The 14,708-nt window shown below is 72.4% G+C and carries 13 protein-coding genes; 7 read left to right on the top strand and 6 right to left on the bottom strand.

Going from position 1 to position 14,708, the window contains the following annotated elements; all coding sequences use genetic code 11:
* Positions 1-40: 40 nt before the first annotated feature.
* The 5 genes from ACIPTO_RS07260 (at position 41) to ACIPTO_RS07240 (ending at position 5,665) form a co-directional block, all read left to right on the top strand.
* On the top strand, positions 41-1,297 hold the full coding sequence (locus tag ACIPTO_RS07260; RefSeq protein ID WP_401190032.1) for a flavin-containing monooxygenase: 1,257 nt from the start codon (positions 41-43) through the stop codon (positions 1,295-1,297).
* Positions 1,298-1,422: 125 nt separating this feature from the next.
* Positions 1,423-3,648 (top strand): acetate--CoA ligase family protein, encoded by a 2,226-nt coding sequence (locus ACIPTO_RS07255; RefSeq protein ID WP_366316895.1) that lies wholly within the window; start codon positions 1,423-1,425, stop codon positions 3,646-3,648.
* Positions 3,645-4,460, top strand: a complete 816-nt coding sequence (locus ACIPTO_RS07250; protein ID WP_401190030.1) for an enoyl-CoA hydratase/isomerase family protein — start codon at positions 3,645-3,647, stop codon at positions 4,458-4,460. Before ACIPTO_RS07255 ends, ACIPTO_RS07250 begins: the two co-directional genes overlap by 4 nt.
* Positions 4,461-4,609: 149 nt before the next feature.
* A complete protein-coding gene (locus ACIPTO_RS07245) occupies positions 4,610-5,215 on the top strand; it encodes a flavin reductase family protein (protein WP_401190028.1) in 606 nt (201 codons plus the stop codon).
* 156 nt (positions 5,216-5,371) lie between these two features.
* Positions 5,372-5,665, top strand: a complete 294-nt coding sequence (locus tag ACIPTO_RS07240; protein ID WP_366316901.1) for an SCO0607 family lipoprotein — start codon at positions 5,372-5,374, stop codon at positions 5,663-5,665.
* A 3-nt stretch (positions 5,666-5,668) separates the two neighbouring features.
* Here ACIPTO_RS07240 and ACIPTO_RS07235 read toward each other — a convergent pair whose 3' ends face one another.
* Positions 5,669-7,027 carry an MFS transporter gene (locus ACIPTO_RS07235; RefSeq protein WP_401190026.1) on the bottom strand — a complete coding sequence of 453 codons (1,359 nt, stop codon included), beginning with the start codon at positions 7,025-7,027 and terminating at the stop codon, positions 5,669-5,671.
* Positions 7,028-7,098: 71 nt separating this feature from the next.
* Between ACIPTO_RS07235 and ACIPTO_RS07230 the strand changes: the two genes are divergently transcribed.
* On the top strand, positions 7,099-8,148 hold the full coding sequence (locus tag ACIPTO_RS07230; protein WP_366316903.1) for a helix-turn-helix domain-containing protein: 1,050 nt from the start codon (positions 7,099-7,101) through the stop codon (positions 8,146-8,148).
* Here the strand turns inward: ACIPTO_RS07230 and ACIPTO_RS07225 are convergent.
* The 3 genes from ACIPTO_RS07225 to ACIPTO_RS07215 form a co-directional block, all read right to left on the bottom strand.
* On the bottom strand, positions 8,138-9,187 hold the full coding sequence (locus tag ACIPTO_RS07225; protein ID WP_401190024.1) for a Zn-dependent alcohol dehydrogenase: 1,050 nt from the start codon (positions 9,185-9,187) through the stop codon (positions 8,138-8,140). The two genes, ACIPTO_RS07230 and ACIPTO_RS07225, sit on opposite strands and share 11 nt — an antisense overlap.
* Positions 9,187-10,335, bottom strand: coding sequence for an acyl-CoA dehydrogenase family protein (locus ACIPTO_RS07220; RefSeq protein ID WP_401190023.1), 1,149 nt, complete (start codon positions 10,333-10,335; stop codon positions 9,187-9,189). The genes ACIPTO_RS07225 and ACIPTO_RS07220 overlap by 1 nt, the downstream gene beginning before the upstream one ends.
* A 113-nt stretch (positions 10,336-10,448) precedes the next feature.
* The gene (locus ACIPTO_RS07215) at positions 10,449-11,360 is read right to left on the bottom strand and encodes an SDR family oxidoreductase (protein ID WP_401190021.1); all 912 of its coding nucleotides are present in this window, start codon (positions 11,358-11,360) and stop codon (positions 10,449-10,451) included.
* Positions 11,361-11,455: 95 nt separating this feature from the next.
* Here ACIPTO_RS07215 and ACIPTO_RS07210 point away from each other — a divergent pair, with 95 nt between their 5' ends.
* On the top strand, positions 11,456-12,391 hold the full coding sequence (locus ACIPTO_RS07210; RefSeq protein WP_366316911.1) for a cyclase family protein: 936 nt from the start codon (positions 11,456-11,458) through the stop codon (positions 12,389-12,391).
* Between the two features lie 411 nt (positions 12,392-12,802).
* Here the strand turns inward: ACIPTO_RS07210 and ACIPTO_RS07205 are convergent, their stop codons facing one another.
* Together ACIPTO_RS07205 and ACIPTO_RS07200 are read right to left on the bottom strand one after the other, a co-directional pair.
* Entirely contained in the window at positions 12,803-13,279 is a 477-nt protein-coding gene (locus tag ACIPTO_RS07205) for an ATP-binding protein (RefSeq protein ID WP_366317130.1), read from the bottom strand.
* A 511-nt stretch (positions 13,280-13,790) separates the two neighbouring features.
* The gene (locus ACIPTO_RS07200; protein WP_401190020.1) at positions 13,791-14,708 is read right to left on the bottom strand and encodes an acyl-CoA dehydrogenase family protein; all 918 of its coding nucleotides are present in this window, start codon (positions 14,706-14,708) and stop codon (positions 13,791-13,793) included.

The following is a 14,708-nucleotide window of genomic DNA, read 5'->3' as shown; positions in this document are numbered from 1 at the left end:
CCGAGACCCATCAACGTAGTGCGAGATTACGCTCGCGCTCATGGCCGACTCCTCAGCGTCCCCCACCTTCGCGGCGCAGAACCACGCAGACCGTCCCGTGTACGTCATCGGCGGCGGCCCCGGCGGTCTCGCCGCCGCGTACGCGCTGCGCGCTCAGGGCATCCGTGCCGTCGTACTGGAGAAGTCGGACCGGGTCGGGGCGTCCTGGCGCAACCACTACGACCGCCTGCACCTGCACACCACCCGGCGGCTCTCGGCCCTGCCCGGGCTCGCGATACCGCGCCGGTTCGGCCGCTGGGTCGCGCGGGACGACGTGGTGCGCTACCTGGAGAAGTACGCCGAGGTCCACGAGCTGGAGATCGTCACCGGCGTCGAGGTCTCCCGCATCGAGCGCTCGGCCGACGGCACCGGCTGGCTGCTGCACGCCACCGGCGGCCGTGAGCTGACCGGCCGCGCGGTCGTCGTCGCCACCGGCACCAACCACACCCCCCGCATCCCCGACTGGCCCGGCCGCGACGCCTACACCGGCGACCTCGTGCACGCCGCCGACTACCGCAACGCCCAGCCCTACGCCGGGCGTGACGTCCTGGTCGTCGGCATCGGCAACACGGGCGCGGAGATCGCGGTCGACCTGGTGGAGGGCGGCGCGTCCCGCGTCCGCCTCGCCGTCCGCACGGCCCCGCACATCCTGCGCCGCTCGACCGCGGGCTGGGCGGCCCAGTACACGGGCGTCCTCGTACGACGGCTGCCGGTCGCCCTGGTCGACCGGCTCGCGGGGCCGGTGGGCCGGCTCAGCGTGCCGGACCTGGCGGCGCAGGGGCTGCCGCGCCCCGACACCGGGCTGTACAGCCGGGTCAAGCAGGGGTCGATCCCGGTGCAGGACGTCGGCCTGATCGACGCCGTGCGCAAGGGGCGGGTCGAGGTGGTGACGGCGGTGGAGAGCTTCGAGGACGGCAAGGTGGTCCTGGCCGGCGGCGACCGCATCGGCCCCGACGCGGTGGTCGCGGCCACCGGCTACGTCCGCTCGCTGGAGCGGCTCGTCGGCCACCTGGGCGTGCTGGACGCCCGCGGCAAGCCGGTCGTGCACGGCGCGGACACCCCGAAGGACGCGCCCGGTCTCTACTTCACCGGCTTCACCAACCCGATCAGCGGCATGTTCCGCGAGATGGCGATCGACGCCGAGAAGATCGCGAAGGCGCTCGCCAAGGTGACCCGGAAGGAAGCCAGGAGGGAAGCCAGGAGGGCGGCGAAGGAGGCCTCGAAGAGCGCCCGGAAGGGTGCGCCCGCCGCCTCCTGACCCGGGGTCCGTCCGTTCTTTGCGTGCACGACAGTTCCTGACGCCCTGTCAGTTCAGTAATCTGACAGTGCGTCAGTTATTTGCGCTGTCACGACTGTCACGTCACACAGGAGCGGGGCGGACCGATGCTTGGATCAACCCACGGCACCCTCACCACCGACTCCCGCCGGGCCCGGGTCATCGCCTGCGGTGAGCAACCCGGCCCCGCCGTGCACGGCAGGCCCGCCGACGTCGACGATCTCGACGTCTCCGGGCGGCCGTTGTACGCCGGCGTACCCGACCTGGACCGTTTCTTCCGCCCCGAGTCGGTCGCCGTGATCGGCGCCTCGGACGCGGAGGGCCGCCCGAACACCGGCATCACCCGCCAACTCATCGCCTGGGCGGAGCGGGTGGGCGCCCGCCTCCATCCGGTCCACCCCACCCGTACGACGGTCTTCGGCGTCCCCTGCTTCCCGTCCGTCGCCGATCTCCCCGAACAGGCCGACCTGGCCGTGGTGCTGGTGGCCGACCCGCTCCCGGTGATCGAGCAACTCGCCGAGGCCAAGGTGAAGTTCGCGGTCGCCTTCGCGTCCGGGTTCGCGGAGACCGGCGAGGAGGGCGCGCTGGCACAGGCCCGGCTCGCCGCCGCCGTGGGCCGCTCGGGGCTCCGGCTGCTCGGCCCGAACACCAACCTCAACGCCTTCGAGCACTTCCGGGACGACCTCGACGGCCCCGCCATCGCGCTGATCACCCAGTCCGGCCACCAGGGCCGCCCGGTCTTCGCCCTCCAGGAACTCGGCATCCGCCTCTCCCACTGGGCTCCCACCGGCAACGAGGCCGACCTGGAGACCGCCGACTTCATCTCCTACTTCGCCGAGCGCCCCGAGGTCGGCGCCATCGCCTGCTACGTCGAGGGCCTCAAGGACGGCCGCTCCTTCCTGCTCGCCGCCGACCGCGCCGCCCGCCGCCAGGTCCCGGTGGTCGCGGTGAAGGTCGGCCGCACCGAGACCGGCGCCCGTACGGCCGCGTCCCACACCGGCAAACTCACCGGCGCCGACACGGTGGTGGACGCGGCGATGCGCCAGTACGGGGTGATCCGCGTCGACGGTCTGGACGAACTCCAGGACACCTCGGCCCTGTTGGCGCGGGCCAGGCCGCCGGTGGCAGAGGGCGTCGTCGTCTACTCGATCTCCGGCGGCACGGGCGCCCACTTCGCCGACCTGGCGAGCGAGGCGGGCCTGCGGCTGCCGCAGCTGTCGACCGCCAAGCAGGCCGAACTGCACGAGTGGATACCGCCGTACCTGAGCGTGGCCAACCCGGTCGACAACGGCGGTCATCCGGTGGGCGACTGGCGCGGGCGGAAGATCATCGACGCGATCCTCGACGACCCCGAGGTAGGGGTCCTGGTCTGCCCCGTCACCGGGCCGTTCCCACCGCTGAGCGACAAGCTGGTGGAGGACCTGGTGGCCGCCGCCGAGCGCACGGACAAGCTGGTGTGCGTGGTGTGGGGCTCACCCGTGGGCACCGAACCGGCCTACCGCGAGCGCCTGTTGGGCTCCTCGCGGGTGGCCACCTTCCGCACGGTCGGCAACTGCGTCACCGCCCTCCGCGCCTACTTCGCCCACCACCGCTTCGTCCACGCCTACCGCTCCCCCTTCGACGAGGCCCCCCGCGCCCTCTCCCCCTCCTTCCGCAAGGCCCAGGCCCTGATGCGCCCGGGTCAGCAGCTCAGCGAGCACGCGGCGAAGCAGCTCCTGCGGGCGTACGGGATCCGGGTCCCCCGCGAGCAGCTGGTGACCAGCGCGGCGGCGGCCGTGCGGGCGGCGGGGCTGGTGGGCTACCCGGTGGTGATGAAGGCGTCCGGCGCGCGGATCGCCCACAAGACCGAACTGGGCCTGGTGAAGGTGGAACTGACCTCGGCGAGCCAGGTCCGGGACGCGTACCGGGAGTTGACGGACATCGCCCGGTACGAGGACGTGACGCTGGACGGTGTCCTCGTCTGCCAGATGGTCGAGCGGGGCGTCGAGATGGTCGTCGGTGTCACCCAGGACGAACTCTTCGGTCCGACCGTGACGGTGGGGCTCGGCGGAGTGCTGGTGGAGGTGCTGCGGGACGTGGCGGTACGGGTGCCGCCGTTCGGCGAGGAGGCGGCGCGGGACATGCTGGGCGAGCTGCGCGGCCGTCCTCTCCTCGACGGGGTGCGGGGACGCCCGCCAGCCGACCTCGACGCCCTGGTGGAGGTGATCCTGCGGGTGCAGCGCATGGCGCTCGAACTGGGCGATGTGCTCTCGGAGCTGGACATCAACCCGCTGATGGTGCTGCCCCGGGGGCAGGGCGCGGTGGCGTTGGACGCGTTGGCGGTGTGCCGATGAGCGACCCGACGAGTCGTCCGGCGGCCGAGGTCACGCACACGGTCGCTGGCGGCGTCGCGTACCTCACCCTCAACCGCCCCGAGGCCCTGAACGCGATCACCCCGGCCCAACGGGACGTCCTGATCGGGCTGTTGGGCGACGCGTCGGCCGACCCCACGATCCGGGCGGTGGTCCTCACCGGTACCGGACGAGGGTTCTGCGCGGGCGCGGACCTGCGGGGTGGCGGCGCCGCGACCGGTGACGAACGGGTGGCCGGTGACGTGGCCCGGATGATCCGGCTGGGCGCGCAACGCCTGATCGCCGCCGTCCTGGACTGCGAGAAACCGGTGATCGCCGCGGTCAACGGCACGGCGGCGGGCCTGGGCGCGCATCTCGCCCTGGCCTGCGATCTCGTGCTGGCCGCCGAGTCGGCGCGGTTCATCGAGGTGTTCGTACGACGCGGTCTCGTCCCGGACGGCGGCGGCGCGTATCTGCTGCCGCGGCTGGTCGGGCCGCGGCGGGCGAAGGAGCTGATGTTCTTCGGTGACGCGCTGTCCGCTGCCGAGGCGGAACGGCTCGGCCTGGTCAACAGGGTGCTACCGGACGGGGAGTTGGAGAAGACGGCCCGGGAGTGGGCGGAACGTCTGGCCGCCGGGCCCACTCGCGCCCTCGCCCTCACCAAGCAGCTCGTGAACGCCTCCCTGGACTCCGACCGCGCGACGGCGTTCGCGGCGGAGGCGACGGCACAGGAGATCAACATGACGACGGAGGACGCGCGCGAAGGCGTGGCGAGCTTCGTGGAGCGGCGGAGCCCGGAGTACCGGGGGCGGTGATCCGGGGAGAAGGGGGACCAGGAGGCCGCGGTGACGGCGGCCGTCCGCGCCGCGGGTCCCGCCGAGACCCCGGACCGGCGCACGGTCCGGATGCGGAGGGTGTCGCACCCCTTCCTAACTGATGAACCGTCAGGTTCAATGAGGATGTGATGGGACAAGCAGGAGCGGCAGCAGCCGCCGTCCGGTACCTCAGGTCGGCCGGAAGCGCTCCGGCCGCGCAGCCTGTCGAGGCGCTGCCGCGGCCGGAGCTTCGATGCGTCACGGACGACGAGCGGGCACCGGTCGACCAGGCCCGGTTCCGGCGCGTACTGGGCACGTTCGCGACCGGCGTCACGGTGATCACCGCCCCCGCGGCCACCGGCGAACCCGGCCCCGCCGGCTTCGCCTGCCAGTCCTTCTCCGCCCTCTCCCTCGACCCGCCGCTCGTCGTCTTCATGGTCGGCCGCACGTCCTCGACCTGGCCGCGCATCGCCCGCGCCGGCGTCTTCTGCGTCAACGTGCTCGGCGCCCACCAGGGCGAGTTGTGCCGCGGCTTCGCGGTCAGCGGCGCCGACAAGTTCGCGGGCGTGCCGTACGACACCTCCCCCGTCTCCGGCTCCCCCCGCCTCACCGGCGCCGCCGCCTGGATCGACTGCACGATCCAGGCGGTGCACACCGGGGGCGACCATCTGATCGTGGTGGGCCGGGTGGAGGCGCTGGACGCCGACGAGGGCGAGGGAGCGCCGCTGCTGTTCCACCGGGGCCGGTTCCTCTGAGCGCTCCCGAGCCACCCGCGGTGCTCCCGAGTAACCCGCGGTGCTCCTGAGTAACCCGCGCGCGGGTTCTGAGCCCGCGTACTCATGAAGGCCCGCCGCTCCTCCGACAGTCTTGCTCTCAGACCGATTCGAGCAACTGACCGGGGGATCTCCACCATGAGCAAGCACACGCGGGTCGCCGTTCTCACCGCCGTCCTGATATCCGCCGCCGGACTCCTGTCCGCCTGTTCGTTCTCCACCGCGGACGCCATGTGCAGCGGGGGCGAGTACCCGGTCCTGGCCGTGGACAGCACCACGGGCGGCGCCTGTGTGAAGGACGGCGACAACCCGCCGAGCGGCTACACGCGGTACCCGAAGGGGAAGATGCCCCAGCACGTCGACGACAAGTGGGACACGTACTGGCGGACCCACAGCGTGGACGCGAAGGGCAACATCACCTCCGTGCCGTAGCCCTCACGCCACCGCCGCCACCGCGCCCCTTCCCATGACCGGCCGCCGCCGGATCACCAGCGCCATCAGCGCGGCCACCGCACACAGCGCTCCCGCCAGGTACCAGACCATGTCGTACGACCCGAACGCGTCCCGGGCGACCCCGCCCAGGAAGGCGACCAGGGCCGCGCCGACCTGGTGGGAGGCGAGGACCCAACCGAAGACGATCGCGCTGTCCTCGCCGTACTGCTCGCGGCACAGCGCGAGGGTGGGGGGCACCGTGGCGACCCAGTCGAGGCCGTAGAAGACGATGAAGAAGAGCATCGGCGGGTGGACGCTGGGGGCCAGCAGCATGGGAAGGAAGAGGAGGGAGACGCCGCGCAGCGCGTAGTAGACGGCGAGCAGGCGGCGGGGTTCGAAGCGGTCGGTGAACCAGCCGGAGGCGATCGTGCCGACCACGTCGAAGACGCCGATCACCGCGAGCAGCGAGGCCGCGGCCGTGATGGGCATGCCGTGGTCGTGGGCGGCGGGCACGAAGTGGGTCTGGATCAGCCCGTTCGTGGACGCGCCGCAGATCGCGAAGGTCCCGGCCAGCAGCCAGAACGGGCCCGTGCGGACCGCCTTGAACAGCACCGAGACCGTACGGCGGGCCGCGCCCGTCACCGGTTGCGGCTTCGGCACGAACTCCGTCGCGCCGTACGGCGTCGCGCCCACGTCCGCCGGGTGGTCCCGCAGCAGCAGCCACACGAAGGGCACCACCGCGAGCGCCGCGAGGGACACGGTCACCGCCGCCGGGCGCCAGCCGTGTCCCTCGACCATCCAGGACAGCAGCGGCAGGAAGATCAGCTGGCCGGACGCCGAGGCCGCCGTCAGGATGCCGGTGACCAGGCCCTTCCGTGCGGTGAACCAGCGGTTGGTGACCGTCGCCGCGAACGCGAGCGCCATCGAACCGCTGCCGAGACCGACCAACAGGCCCCAGCACAGCAGCAGTTGCCAGGGCGCCGTCATCCACACCGTCAGGCCGGAGCCGAGCGCGATCACGGTCAGCGCGACCGCGACCACCCGTCGGATGCCGAAGCGGTCCATCAGCGCCGCCGCGAAGGGGGCCGTCAGACCGTACAGCGCGAGGTTGATGGAGGCCGCGGCCCCGATCGTCCCGCGCGACCACCCGAACTCCTGGTGCAGCGGATCGATCAGCAGCCCCGGCAGCGAACGGAACGCCGCCGCCCCGATGATCGTCACGAACGTGACCGCCGCGACGAACCAGGCGCGATGCACGCGCGCACGGCTACGACGGCTGCGCCCACCGGGCGCGGGGGCGGGTCCGGAGCCGGGTTCCTCGGCTGCGCCGGGGCCGGGCGTGGCATCGGTTGTCTGCGTCACGTCACCGAGCTTCGGCCATCCGTCCCGGCCGAGCCACTGGCCCGAAGGACAGCATTCGCTAGGATTGGGCCATGAGCCGAGAGTCCGGGCCGGAGCACCGCCCCCACCGCGTCGTCGTCCTCGCCCTCGACGGCCTCCTCCCCTTCGAGCTCGGCATCCCGCACCGCATCTTCGGCCGCCCCCGCGACGCCGAGGGGCGCCTGCTCTACGACGTCGTCACCTGCTCGGTCCGCCCGCCCGGCCCGGTCGACACCGACGCCGACTTCGCCATCCACGTCCCGAACGGCCCGGAGGCCCTCGCCACCGCCGACACCGTGATCGTCCCGGCGTCGTACGAACTCGGCCCGGTCTTCGAGGACGGCGTCCTCACCCCCGAACTCGCCGCCGCCTTCGCCCGCATCCGGCCCGGCACCCGCCTCGCCTCCATCTGCACCGGCGTCTACGTCCTGGCCGCCGCCGGTCTCCTCGACGGCCGCCCCGCCACCACGCACTGGGCCGACGCCGAGCGCTTCCAGGAACTGTTCCCGCAGATCGAGGTGGACGCGGACGTCCTGTTCATCGACGACGGCGACGTCCTCACCTCCGCCGGTGTCGCCGCCGGCATCGACCTCTGCCTGCACATGGTCCGCCGCGACCACGGCACCGCCGTCGCCAACGACGTCGCCCGCCGCACCGTCGTACCGCCGCACCGCGACGGCGGCCAGGCGCAGTACATCCACCGCCCGGTCCCGGACCCGCAGGTCGCGACCACGACCGCCGCCCGCGCCTGGGCCCTCGGCCGCCTCCACGAACCCCTCCAGCTGCGGGACATGGCCGAGCAGGAGGCGATGTCCGTCCGCACCTTCACCCGCCGCTTCCGCGAGGAGGTCGGCGTCAGCCCCGGTCAGTGGCTCACCCAGCAGCGCGTCGAACGCGCCCGCCACCTCCTGGAGTCCACCGACCTCTCCATGGACCAGGTGGCCACGAACGCCGGCTTCGGCACGGCCCAGTCCATGCGCCAGCATCTGCAGACGGCCCTGGGGGTCACCCCGACGGGATACCGCCGCACGTTCCGCACGGAGGCGGCGGGGGCGGCGGGAGCCACCGGCGTCCAGCCGCCGCCCGCTCACCTCAGAACGTGAGCACCCCCCTGGCCACGCGTCCCGCCTCCAGGTCGCCGACCGCCTTCTCGACCTCCTCCACCGGATACGTCCGGGTGACCAACTCGTCGAGCATGAGCCGTCCTTGACGGTAGAGCTGGGTGTACAGCGGGATGTCGTGCTGGGGCCGGGAGGAGCCGTAGCGGCAGCCGAGGATCGACTTGTCCAGGAACATCGACGAGACGAGGAAGGACGCCTCCGCCTTCGCCGGTGCCGTGCCGAGGAGGATCGCCTGGCCGTGGCGGTCGAGGAGGTCGACGGCCTGGCGGGCCAGTTCGACCCGGCCGACGCACTCGAAGACGTGGTCCGCCCCCGTGGGCAGCAGCTCCCGCACGCCGTCCGTGGACGTGAGGAAGTCGGTCGCGCCGAACCGCCGGGCCGCCTCCTCCTTCGCCGGGTTCGCGTCCACGGCGACGATCCGCGACGCCGCCGCGATCCGGGCCCCCTGGAGGACGTTGAGCCCGATGCCTCCGGTCCCGATCACGACGACGCTGTCCCCCCGGGCGACCCGGGCCCGGTTGAGCACGGCCCCGACCCCGGTCAGCACCCCGCACCCGATGAGCGCGGCGGACGGCATGGGGATGTCCTCCGGTATGCGTACGGCCTGCACGGCCTTCACCACGGTCCGTTCGGCGAAGGCGGAGTTGGAGGCGAACTGGTACAGGGCCTCCCCGCCCCGCGTGAACGGCTTCCCCGGCCGCCCGATCGCCTGTCGGCACATGGTCGGCCGCCCCCGGTCGCAGTCGGCGCAGGTACCGCAGTTGGCGAGCGTGGACAGGGCGACATGGTCCCCGGGCGACACATGGGTGACCCCCGCGCCCACCGCCTCGACCACCCCGGCACCCTCATGCCCCAGCACCACGGGAACGGGGAACGGGATGGTCCCGTCCACCACCGACAGATCGCTGTGGCACAGCCCGGCCGCCGAGACGGCCACCAGCACTTCCCCGGGCCCCGGCTCCCGCACCTCCAGATCGTCCACGACCTGGATCCGCTTGCCGTCGAAGACCACACCGCGCATCAGACGACCCCCTTGGGTTCCCTCGGCAGACCGAGCACCCGCTCGGCGATGATCGTGCGCTGAACCTGGTCCGAGCCGCCGTAGATCGTGTCGGCCCGGGAGAAGAGGAACAGGTGCTGGAACAGGTCGAGTTCGTACGTCAGGGACGGCGTCCAGTCCACCGCCCCGACCGTCGCCGCGGGCCCCCGCACCTGCATCGCCAGTTCCCCGAGCCGCTGATGCCACCCGGCCCACAGCAGCTTGGCCACACTGGGCGCCCCGGCGTCCCCGGCCCGCCCCAGCGTCCGCAGCGCGTTCCACCGCATGGCCCGCAACTCGGCCCACTGCCGCACGAGTCGATCGCGTACGACGGGATCGGCCACCGCCCCGGAGGCGACGGCGGCCTCCAGCACCCGCCCCAACTCCCCGGCGAAACCGATCTGCTGGGCGAGCGTCGACACGCCCCGCTCGAAGCCGAGCAGGCTCATGGCGACACCCCAGCCGCCGCCCTCGTCCCCCACGAGATGCTCGCTCCGGGCGAGCGCCCCGTCGAAGAACACCTCGTTGAACTCGCTGGTCCCGGTCAACTGCCGGATGGGACGGACCTCGATGCGCCCCGGCTGGTCCATGGGCACGAGCAGGAAACTCAGCCCGTGGTGCCGCCGCGACCCCTCCTCGGTCCGCGCCAGCACGAAACACCAGTCGGCCTCATGGGCGAGCGAGGTCCAGATCTTCTGCCCGCTGATCCGGTAACCGCCCCCTTCCCGTACGGCCGCGGTCCGCACCCCGGCGAGATCCGATCCGGCCCCCGGCTCGCTGTACCCCTGGCACCACAGCTCGTCCCCGGCGGCGATGGCGGGCAGGAAGCGGGACTTCTGCTCGTCGGTGCCGTGCGCGAGGAGGGTGGGGGCGAGCAGGTTCTCGCCTATGTGCCCGGACCGCGGCGGCGCGGGGGACCGGGCGTACTCCTCGGCCCAGGCGACCTGCTGGGTGAGCGTGCCGGTGCGGTTCCCGTAGCCGGACTCCGGCCAGCCCAGCCCTATCCACCCACTCTTGCCGAGCGTCCGTTCCCACACGCGACGGTCCGGATCGGCATCAGCATGCTCAGAAAGCCACGCCCGGACCTCCGCCCGAAACGCATCGTCCTCGGCAGCAAATCCGAATTCCACAGCGGCTCCTCCAGAACACAGTCCAGGCCAACTCCCCCAGGGGCGCGGGGCCGTATCGATCCGCGGCTCCGCCGCGCGGGCACGACCGGCCCCCGACGCACACGCCCGCTCCACTAGGCGTTGGGCCGCTCCCCCTCCCGCGCCGCCCGCTCCATCTCCTCCAGCCGAGCGAGCATCGGCATGGGATCGACCCCCACGGACCCCGGCAGGAACTCCGCGATCCGGTCGGCCGTCCACCCGCCGGAGGCATACGCGGCCCGCAGCTCCCGCGGCTGGGCCCACACCGCGATCTTCGGTCCGGCGACGGTGTAGACCTGCCCGGTGATCCGCTGCTCCCGAGCCGCGTCCGACAGCAGATAGACCACCATCGCGGCGACGTCCTCCGGCGACCCGATCTCCGCCAGCTCCATCGGCACGTTGGCCGACATCCGGGTACGGGCGACCGGCGCCACCGCGTTGGCGGTCACCCCGTACTTGTTCAGGCCGAGCGCGGCGCTCCGCACGAGCGAGATGATCCCGCCCTTCGCGGCGCTGTAGTTCGCCTGCGAGACGGAGCCCTGGTGGTTTCCGCTGGTGAATCCGATGAGGGTTCCGGCCCGCTGTTTCCGCATCACCGCCGCGGCGGCCCGGAACACGGTGAACGTCCCCTTCAGATGGGTCGCGAGGACCGGGTCCCACTCCTCCTCGGACATGTTGAAGAGCATCCGCTCCCGAAGGATCCCGGCGACGCACACCACTCCGTCGATCCGTCCGAACGAGGACAGCGCGACCTCGACGACCCGCTGCCCGCCGGCCATCGTCGAGATGTCGTCGGCGACGGCGACGGCCTCGCCTCCGGCCGCCAGGATCTCCTTGACGACCCCTTCGGCGATCTCGCTCGTGGGCGAGGCCCCGTCCATGGAGACGCCGTAGTCGTTGACGACGACCCGCGCCCCCTCGGCGGCGGCGGCGAGCGCGACCGCCCGCCCGATCCCCCGCCCGGCCCCCGTGACGGCGACGACCTTGCCTGCCAAGAAGTTCCCCATGTCCGGCCCCTCCCGCAGTTTCTGACGGTCCGTTAGATTCGACTCAGATTCTACGACCCGTCAGATGCCTGGAGACAAGCCCCGGGGAGGCCCCGATGTCAGCGCCGACACTTGGTCCGGAGTTCCACGACATCGCCAAGCGCGTGAACAACTGGGGCCGTTGGGGGTCGGACGACGAGATCGGCACGCTGAACCTGATCACGGACGAGGTGGTCCGGTCGGCCGCCGCCGAGATCCGCACCGGCCGCCGCGTCCCGCTCGCCCTCCCGCTCCGGCAGGACGGCGTCCAGACGGGGATGATCCCGGGGCGCGTCAACCCCCTGCACGCGATGGTGCAGATCAACCAGGAACTCTTCGGCCCGGGAACGGTGGCGTGCAGCGACGACGCCGTGACCATGGGGCTCCAGGCCGGCACGCACTGGGACGCGCTGACCCATGTCTCGCACTCCGGGAAGCTCTACAACGGCCGACCGGCCGGCACCGTGACCCCGCACGGCGGCGCCGAGTTCAGCGGGATCGACAAGGCCCGGCACATCGTCTCGCGCGGGGTCCTGCTCGACGTGGCCCGCGCGCGGGGCGTCGACCGCCTCGAAGGAGGCCACGCGGTCACCCCGGACGACCTGGAGGCGGCCGAGGAGCTGGCGGGTACGCGGGTCCGCGCGGGCGACATCGTGCTCGTACGGACCGGGCAGGTGCAGGTGTATCTGGCGGGCGACAAGCACGGGTACGGCTATCCGTCACCCGGGCTGTCGGTCCGTACGCCGGAGTGGTTCCACGCGCGCGACGTCGCGGCGGTCGCCAACGACACGCTCACCTTCGAGATCTTCCCGCCGGAGATCGACGACCTGTGGCTGCCGGTGCACGCGCTCGACCTGGTCGAGATGGGGATGCTGCAGGGCCAGAACTGGAATCTCGAAGAGTTGTCCACAGCCTGTGGACAAGAGAACCGCTACGCGTTCTTCCTCTCCGCGATGCCCGAGCCCTTCGTGGGCGCCACGGGAACCCCGGTGGCCCCGATCGCCGTCCTCTAGGGCGGTCCGGTCGCGACGAGGGCCGGGCTTACGGCCGGATGGCGGCCCGCTGCTGCCCGCCCCGAGCACGGCACCGCGTGCCGCCATCCGACTCCGGCGTACCCGTCCTGGCCCCCGCCCCGAGGAGACCCCACGCCGAACACGACCCACACTCGCCGAGGACCCCCGTCACCGGAGCCCTCGTCGTCCCCTCGCGGCGAATCGCTGCTCACCAGCGTGACCACACGGTCACGTCGCGTCAACGCCCATCCGGGGAAATGTGCCCTAAGACCCTCTTTGTCACCGGGCGCGCACGGAAGCACACCCCGGCGCATCTCCGCCCGGCACTTGCAGACAGCACCTACACGGCGGCCCCGGGCACACCCGCCGACCAGCGCGGACACCGGTCACACGGCTCCGGCGACCGGCCGGCTACACGGCCTCGTACGCGAAACCCTCGAACTCGAAGCCCTCGTACGGCGTGACACCGCCTCCGAACGCGGCGGCGGCCTCCCGGGGTTCGCTGTCCCGGTCCAGCTCGCACCAGATGCGCTTGCCGGTGCCCTCGGCGCTCCAGCCCCAGCGGTCGGCGAGGCCGTCCACGAGGGCCAGGCCGCGACCGCCGGTCTCGTCACCCTCGGCGCACCGCGGCACGGGCGCCTTGCAGCTGGTGTCGGCGACCTCCAGCCGTACGGTCGCCGACTCGGTCACCACCCCCGGCAGCGAGAGCCGCAGCACGGCCGGACAGCCGGTGTGCACCACGGCGTTGGTGACGAGTTCGGAGACGAGCAGGATCAGCGTCTCGGCGAGCGGTTCGTCGGCCTCTATCCCGGACCCGGCGAGGCGCGAGCGCGCCCAACGTCGGGCCCGCCCCACCTCCGCGGGGTCGGGCCGGATCTCCAGCTGCACTTGAAGCACCTGCACCGCTCACACCATCCGAACCGGCGGACACTTAGCCTCGCGCCTCACGAGGGCCACGATCGTAGCCATTTCCTGCATGGTCAGAACAACGGCCAGAACCGGGGTCACGGAACGTGAATCCCTTGCGAGACAGCATGGTTGACGTTCAGTCACCCCAACAAGCGCTTCGGGCATATTCCAGCGCGAAGGAGTACGTGTGCGGGATACTGTGCGACGCTCGTCGCGGGGAGTCGAACAGGCAGGGGTGAAAGCCCGTTCTGCCGTACGAGCCGCGGAGCGCACCGCCCGATCCGGCGCCGCCCCACAGGCAACACCGGGATGGCTCGCACCGTGAACCACTCGCATCCCACACAAGGTACCGGAGCCCCCGGGCGACTCCAGGCCGTGACAAGTCACACGTAGGACACAACCCGATGTCAACGCTCCGTGACGGCCATATGCCACGATCCGCGACATCGTTGTCGACTCCTCCTCCGATCCCCGCAGGCAGGCGCCCCCGCTAGCCCGCGAGGCCCGCCAGCTCCGCCGCGAGCAACTCCTCACTCTCCGTGCCCCCGCCGCCACGCCGAGCCCTCACCCACGCCCGCTTCAGAGACAGATGCACCTCGGACTCCCAGGTGAAGCCCATCCCGCCATGCACCTGCAGACAGTCCCGGGCCCCGCGTACGGCCGCCTCGTCGGCGAGCAGCCGGGCCGCCGCGATGTCCACCGGGTCCCCCGTCACGGCCGCCGCGTACACCGCGGCCCGGGCCACCTCGACCCGTACCAGCGCCTGGGCGCAGAGATGCTTGATCGCCTGGAAGGCGCCGATCGGCTGCCCGAACTGCTCGCGGGTCCGGGCGTGTTGCACCGCCAGCTCCCCCACCCGCGCGGCCGTGCCGAGCTGCTCGGCGGCGGTGAGCAGCACGGCGGCAGGCTCACTCCGTCCCGGGGCCGGCACCCGATGCACCGGTGTCCACGGGTCCACCGACCGCAGCGCCACGGCCCCCTCGGCCCCCGGCAGCACGACGTCGGCCTCGTCCAGCCACTCCACGAGGCTGCCGTCGGCGGCGGCGACGACCGTCTCCCCGGTGGCCGCCCCGGGCACCACCCCGGCAGCGCGATGCGTGGCGATCAACGGCCCGGGCACCAGCGCCCGCCCAAGCTCCTCGAACACCACCACGGCTTCGGCCAGGCCGAGTCCGGCACCCCCCTCCGCTTCGGGCAGGCACAGCGAGAACACCCCGAGCTCTCCGAGGGCGAGCCACGCATCCCGGTCCAGCCGGGGAGCGTCCTCCAGGGGCGCGGGGCCGTGTGCGTCAACGGCTCCGCCGTGGGGCGCGACCAGCCCCCAGGCACCCGGGCCCGACCGCCGGCCGACCACGTCCCGCACGGCGGCCCGCAACGCCTGCTGCTCATCGGTGAGTTGAAACCGCAC

It is taken from the genome of Streptomyces sp. NPDC090083 (assembly GCF_044747445.1).
Classification (GTDB): domain Bacteria; phylum Actinomycetota; class Actinomycetes; order Streptomycetales; family Streptomycetaceae; genus Streptomyces.
The sequence above is the reverse complement of the archived record's forward strand: the minus strand, read 5'-3'. Positions and strand labels throughout refer to the sequence as shown.

What these genes read in the sequence shown, in the direction of transcription:
- ACIPTO_RS07230 (WP_366316903.1), top strand. Translation starts at nt 7,099, where the DNA reads ATGAGCCGAGAGTCCGGGCCGGAGCACCGCCCCCACCGCGTCGTCGTC.
- ACIPTO_RS07245 (WP_401190028.1), top strand. Translation starts at nt 4,610, where the DNA reads ATGGGACAAGCAGGAGCGGCAGCAGCCGCCGTCCGGTACCTCAGGTCG.
- ACIPTO_RS07215 (WP_401190021.1), bottom strand. Translation starts at nt 11,360, where the DNA reads ATGGGGAACTTCTTGGCAGGCAAGGTCGTCGCCGTCACGGGGGCCGGG.
- ACIPTO_RS07250 (WP_401190030.1), top strand. Translation starts at nt 3,645, where the DNA reads ATGAGCGACCCGACGAGTCGTCCGGCGGCCGAGGTCACGCACACGGTC.
- ACIPTO_RS07240 (WP_366316901.1), top strand. Translation starts at nt 5,372, where the DNA reads ATGAGCAAGCACACGCGGGTCGCCGTTCTCACCGCCGTCCTGATATCC.
- ACIPTO_RS07210 (WP_366316911.1), top strand. Translation starts at nt 11,456, where the DNA reads ATGTCAGCGCCGACACTTGGTCCGGAGTTCCACGACATCGCCAAGCGC.
- ACIPTO_RS07260 (WP_401190032.1), top strand. Translation starts at nt 41, where the DNA reads ATGGCCGACTCCTCAGCGTCCCCCACCTTCGCGGCGCAGAACCACGCA.
- ACIPTO_RS07225 (WP_401190024.1), bottom strand. Translation starts at nt 9,187, where the DNA reads ATGCGCGGTGTGGTCTTCGACGGCAAGCGGATCCAGGTCGTGGACGAT.
- ACIPTO_RS07255 (WP_366316895.1), top strand. Translation starts at nt 1,423, where the DNA reads ATGCTTGGATCAACCCACGGCACCCTCACCACCGACTCCCGCCGGGCC.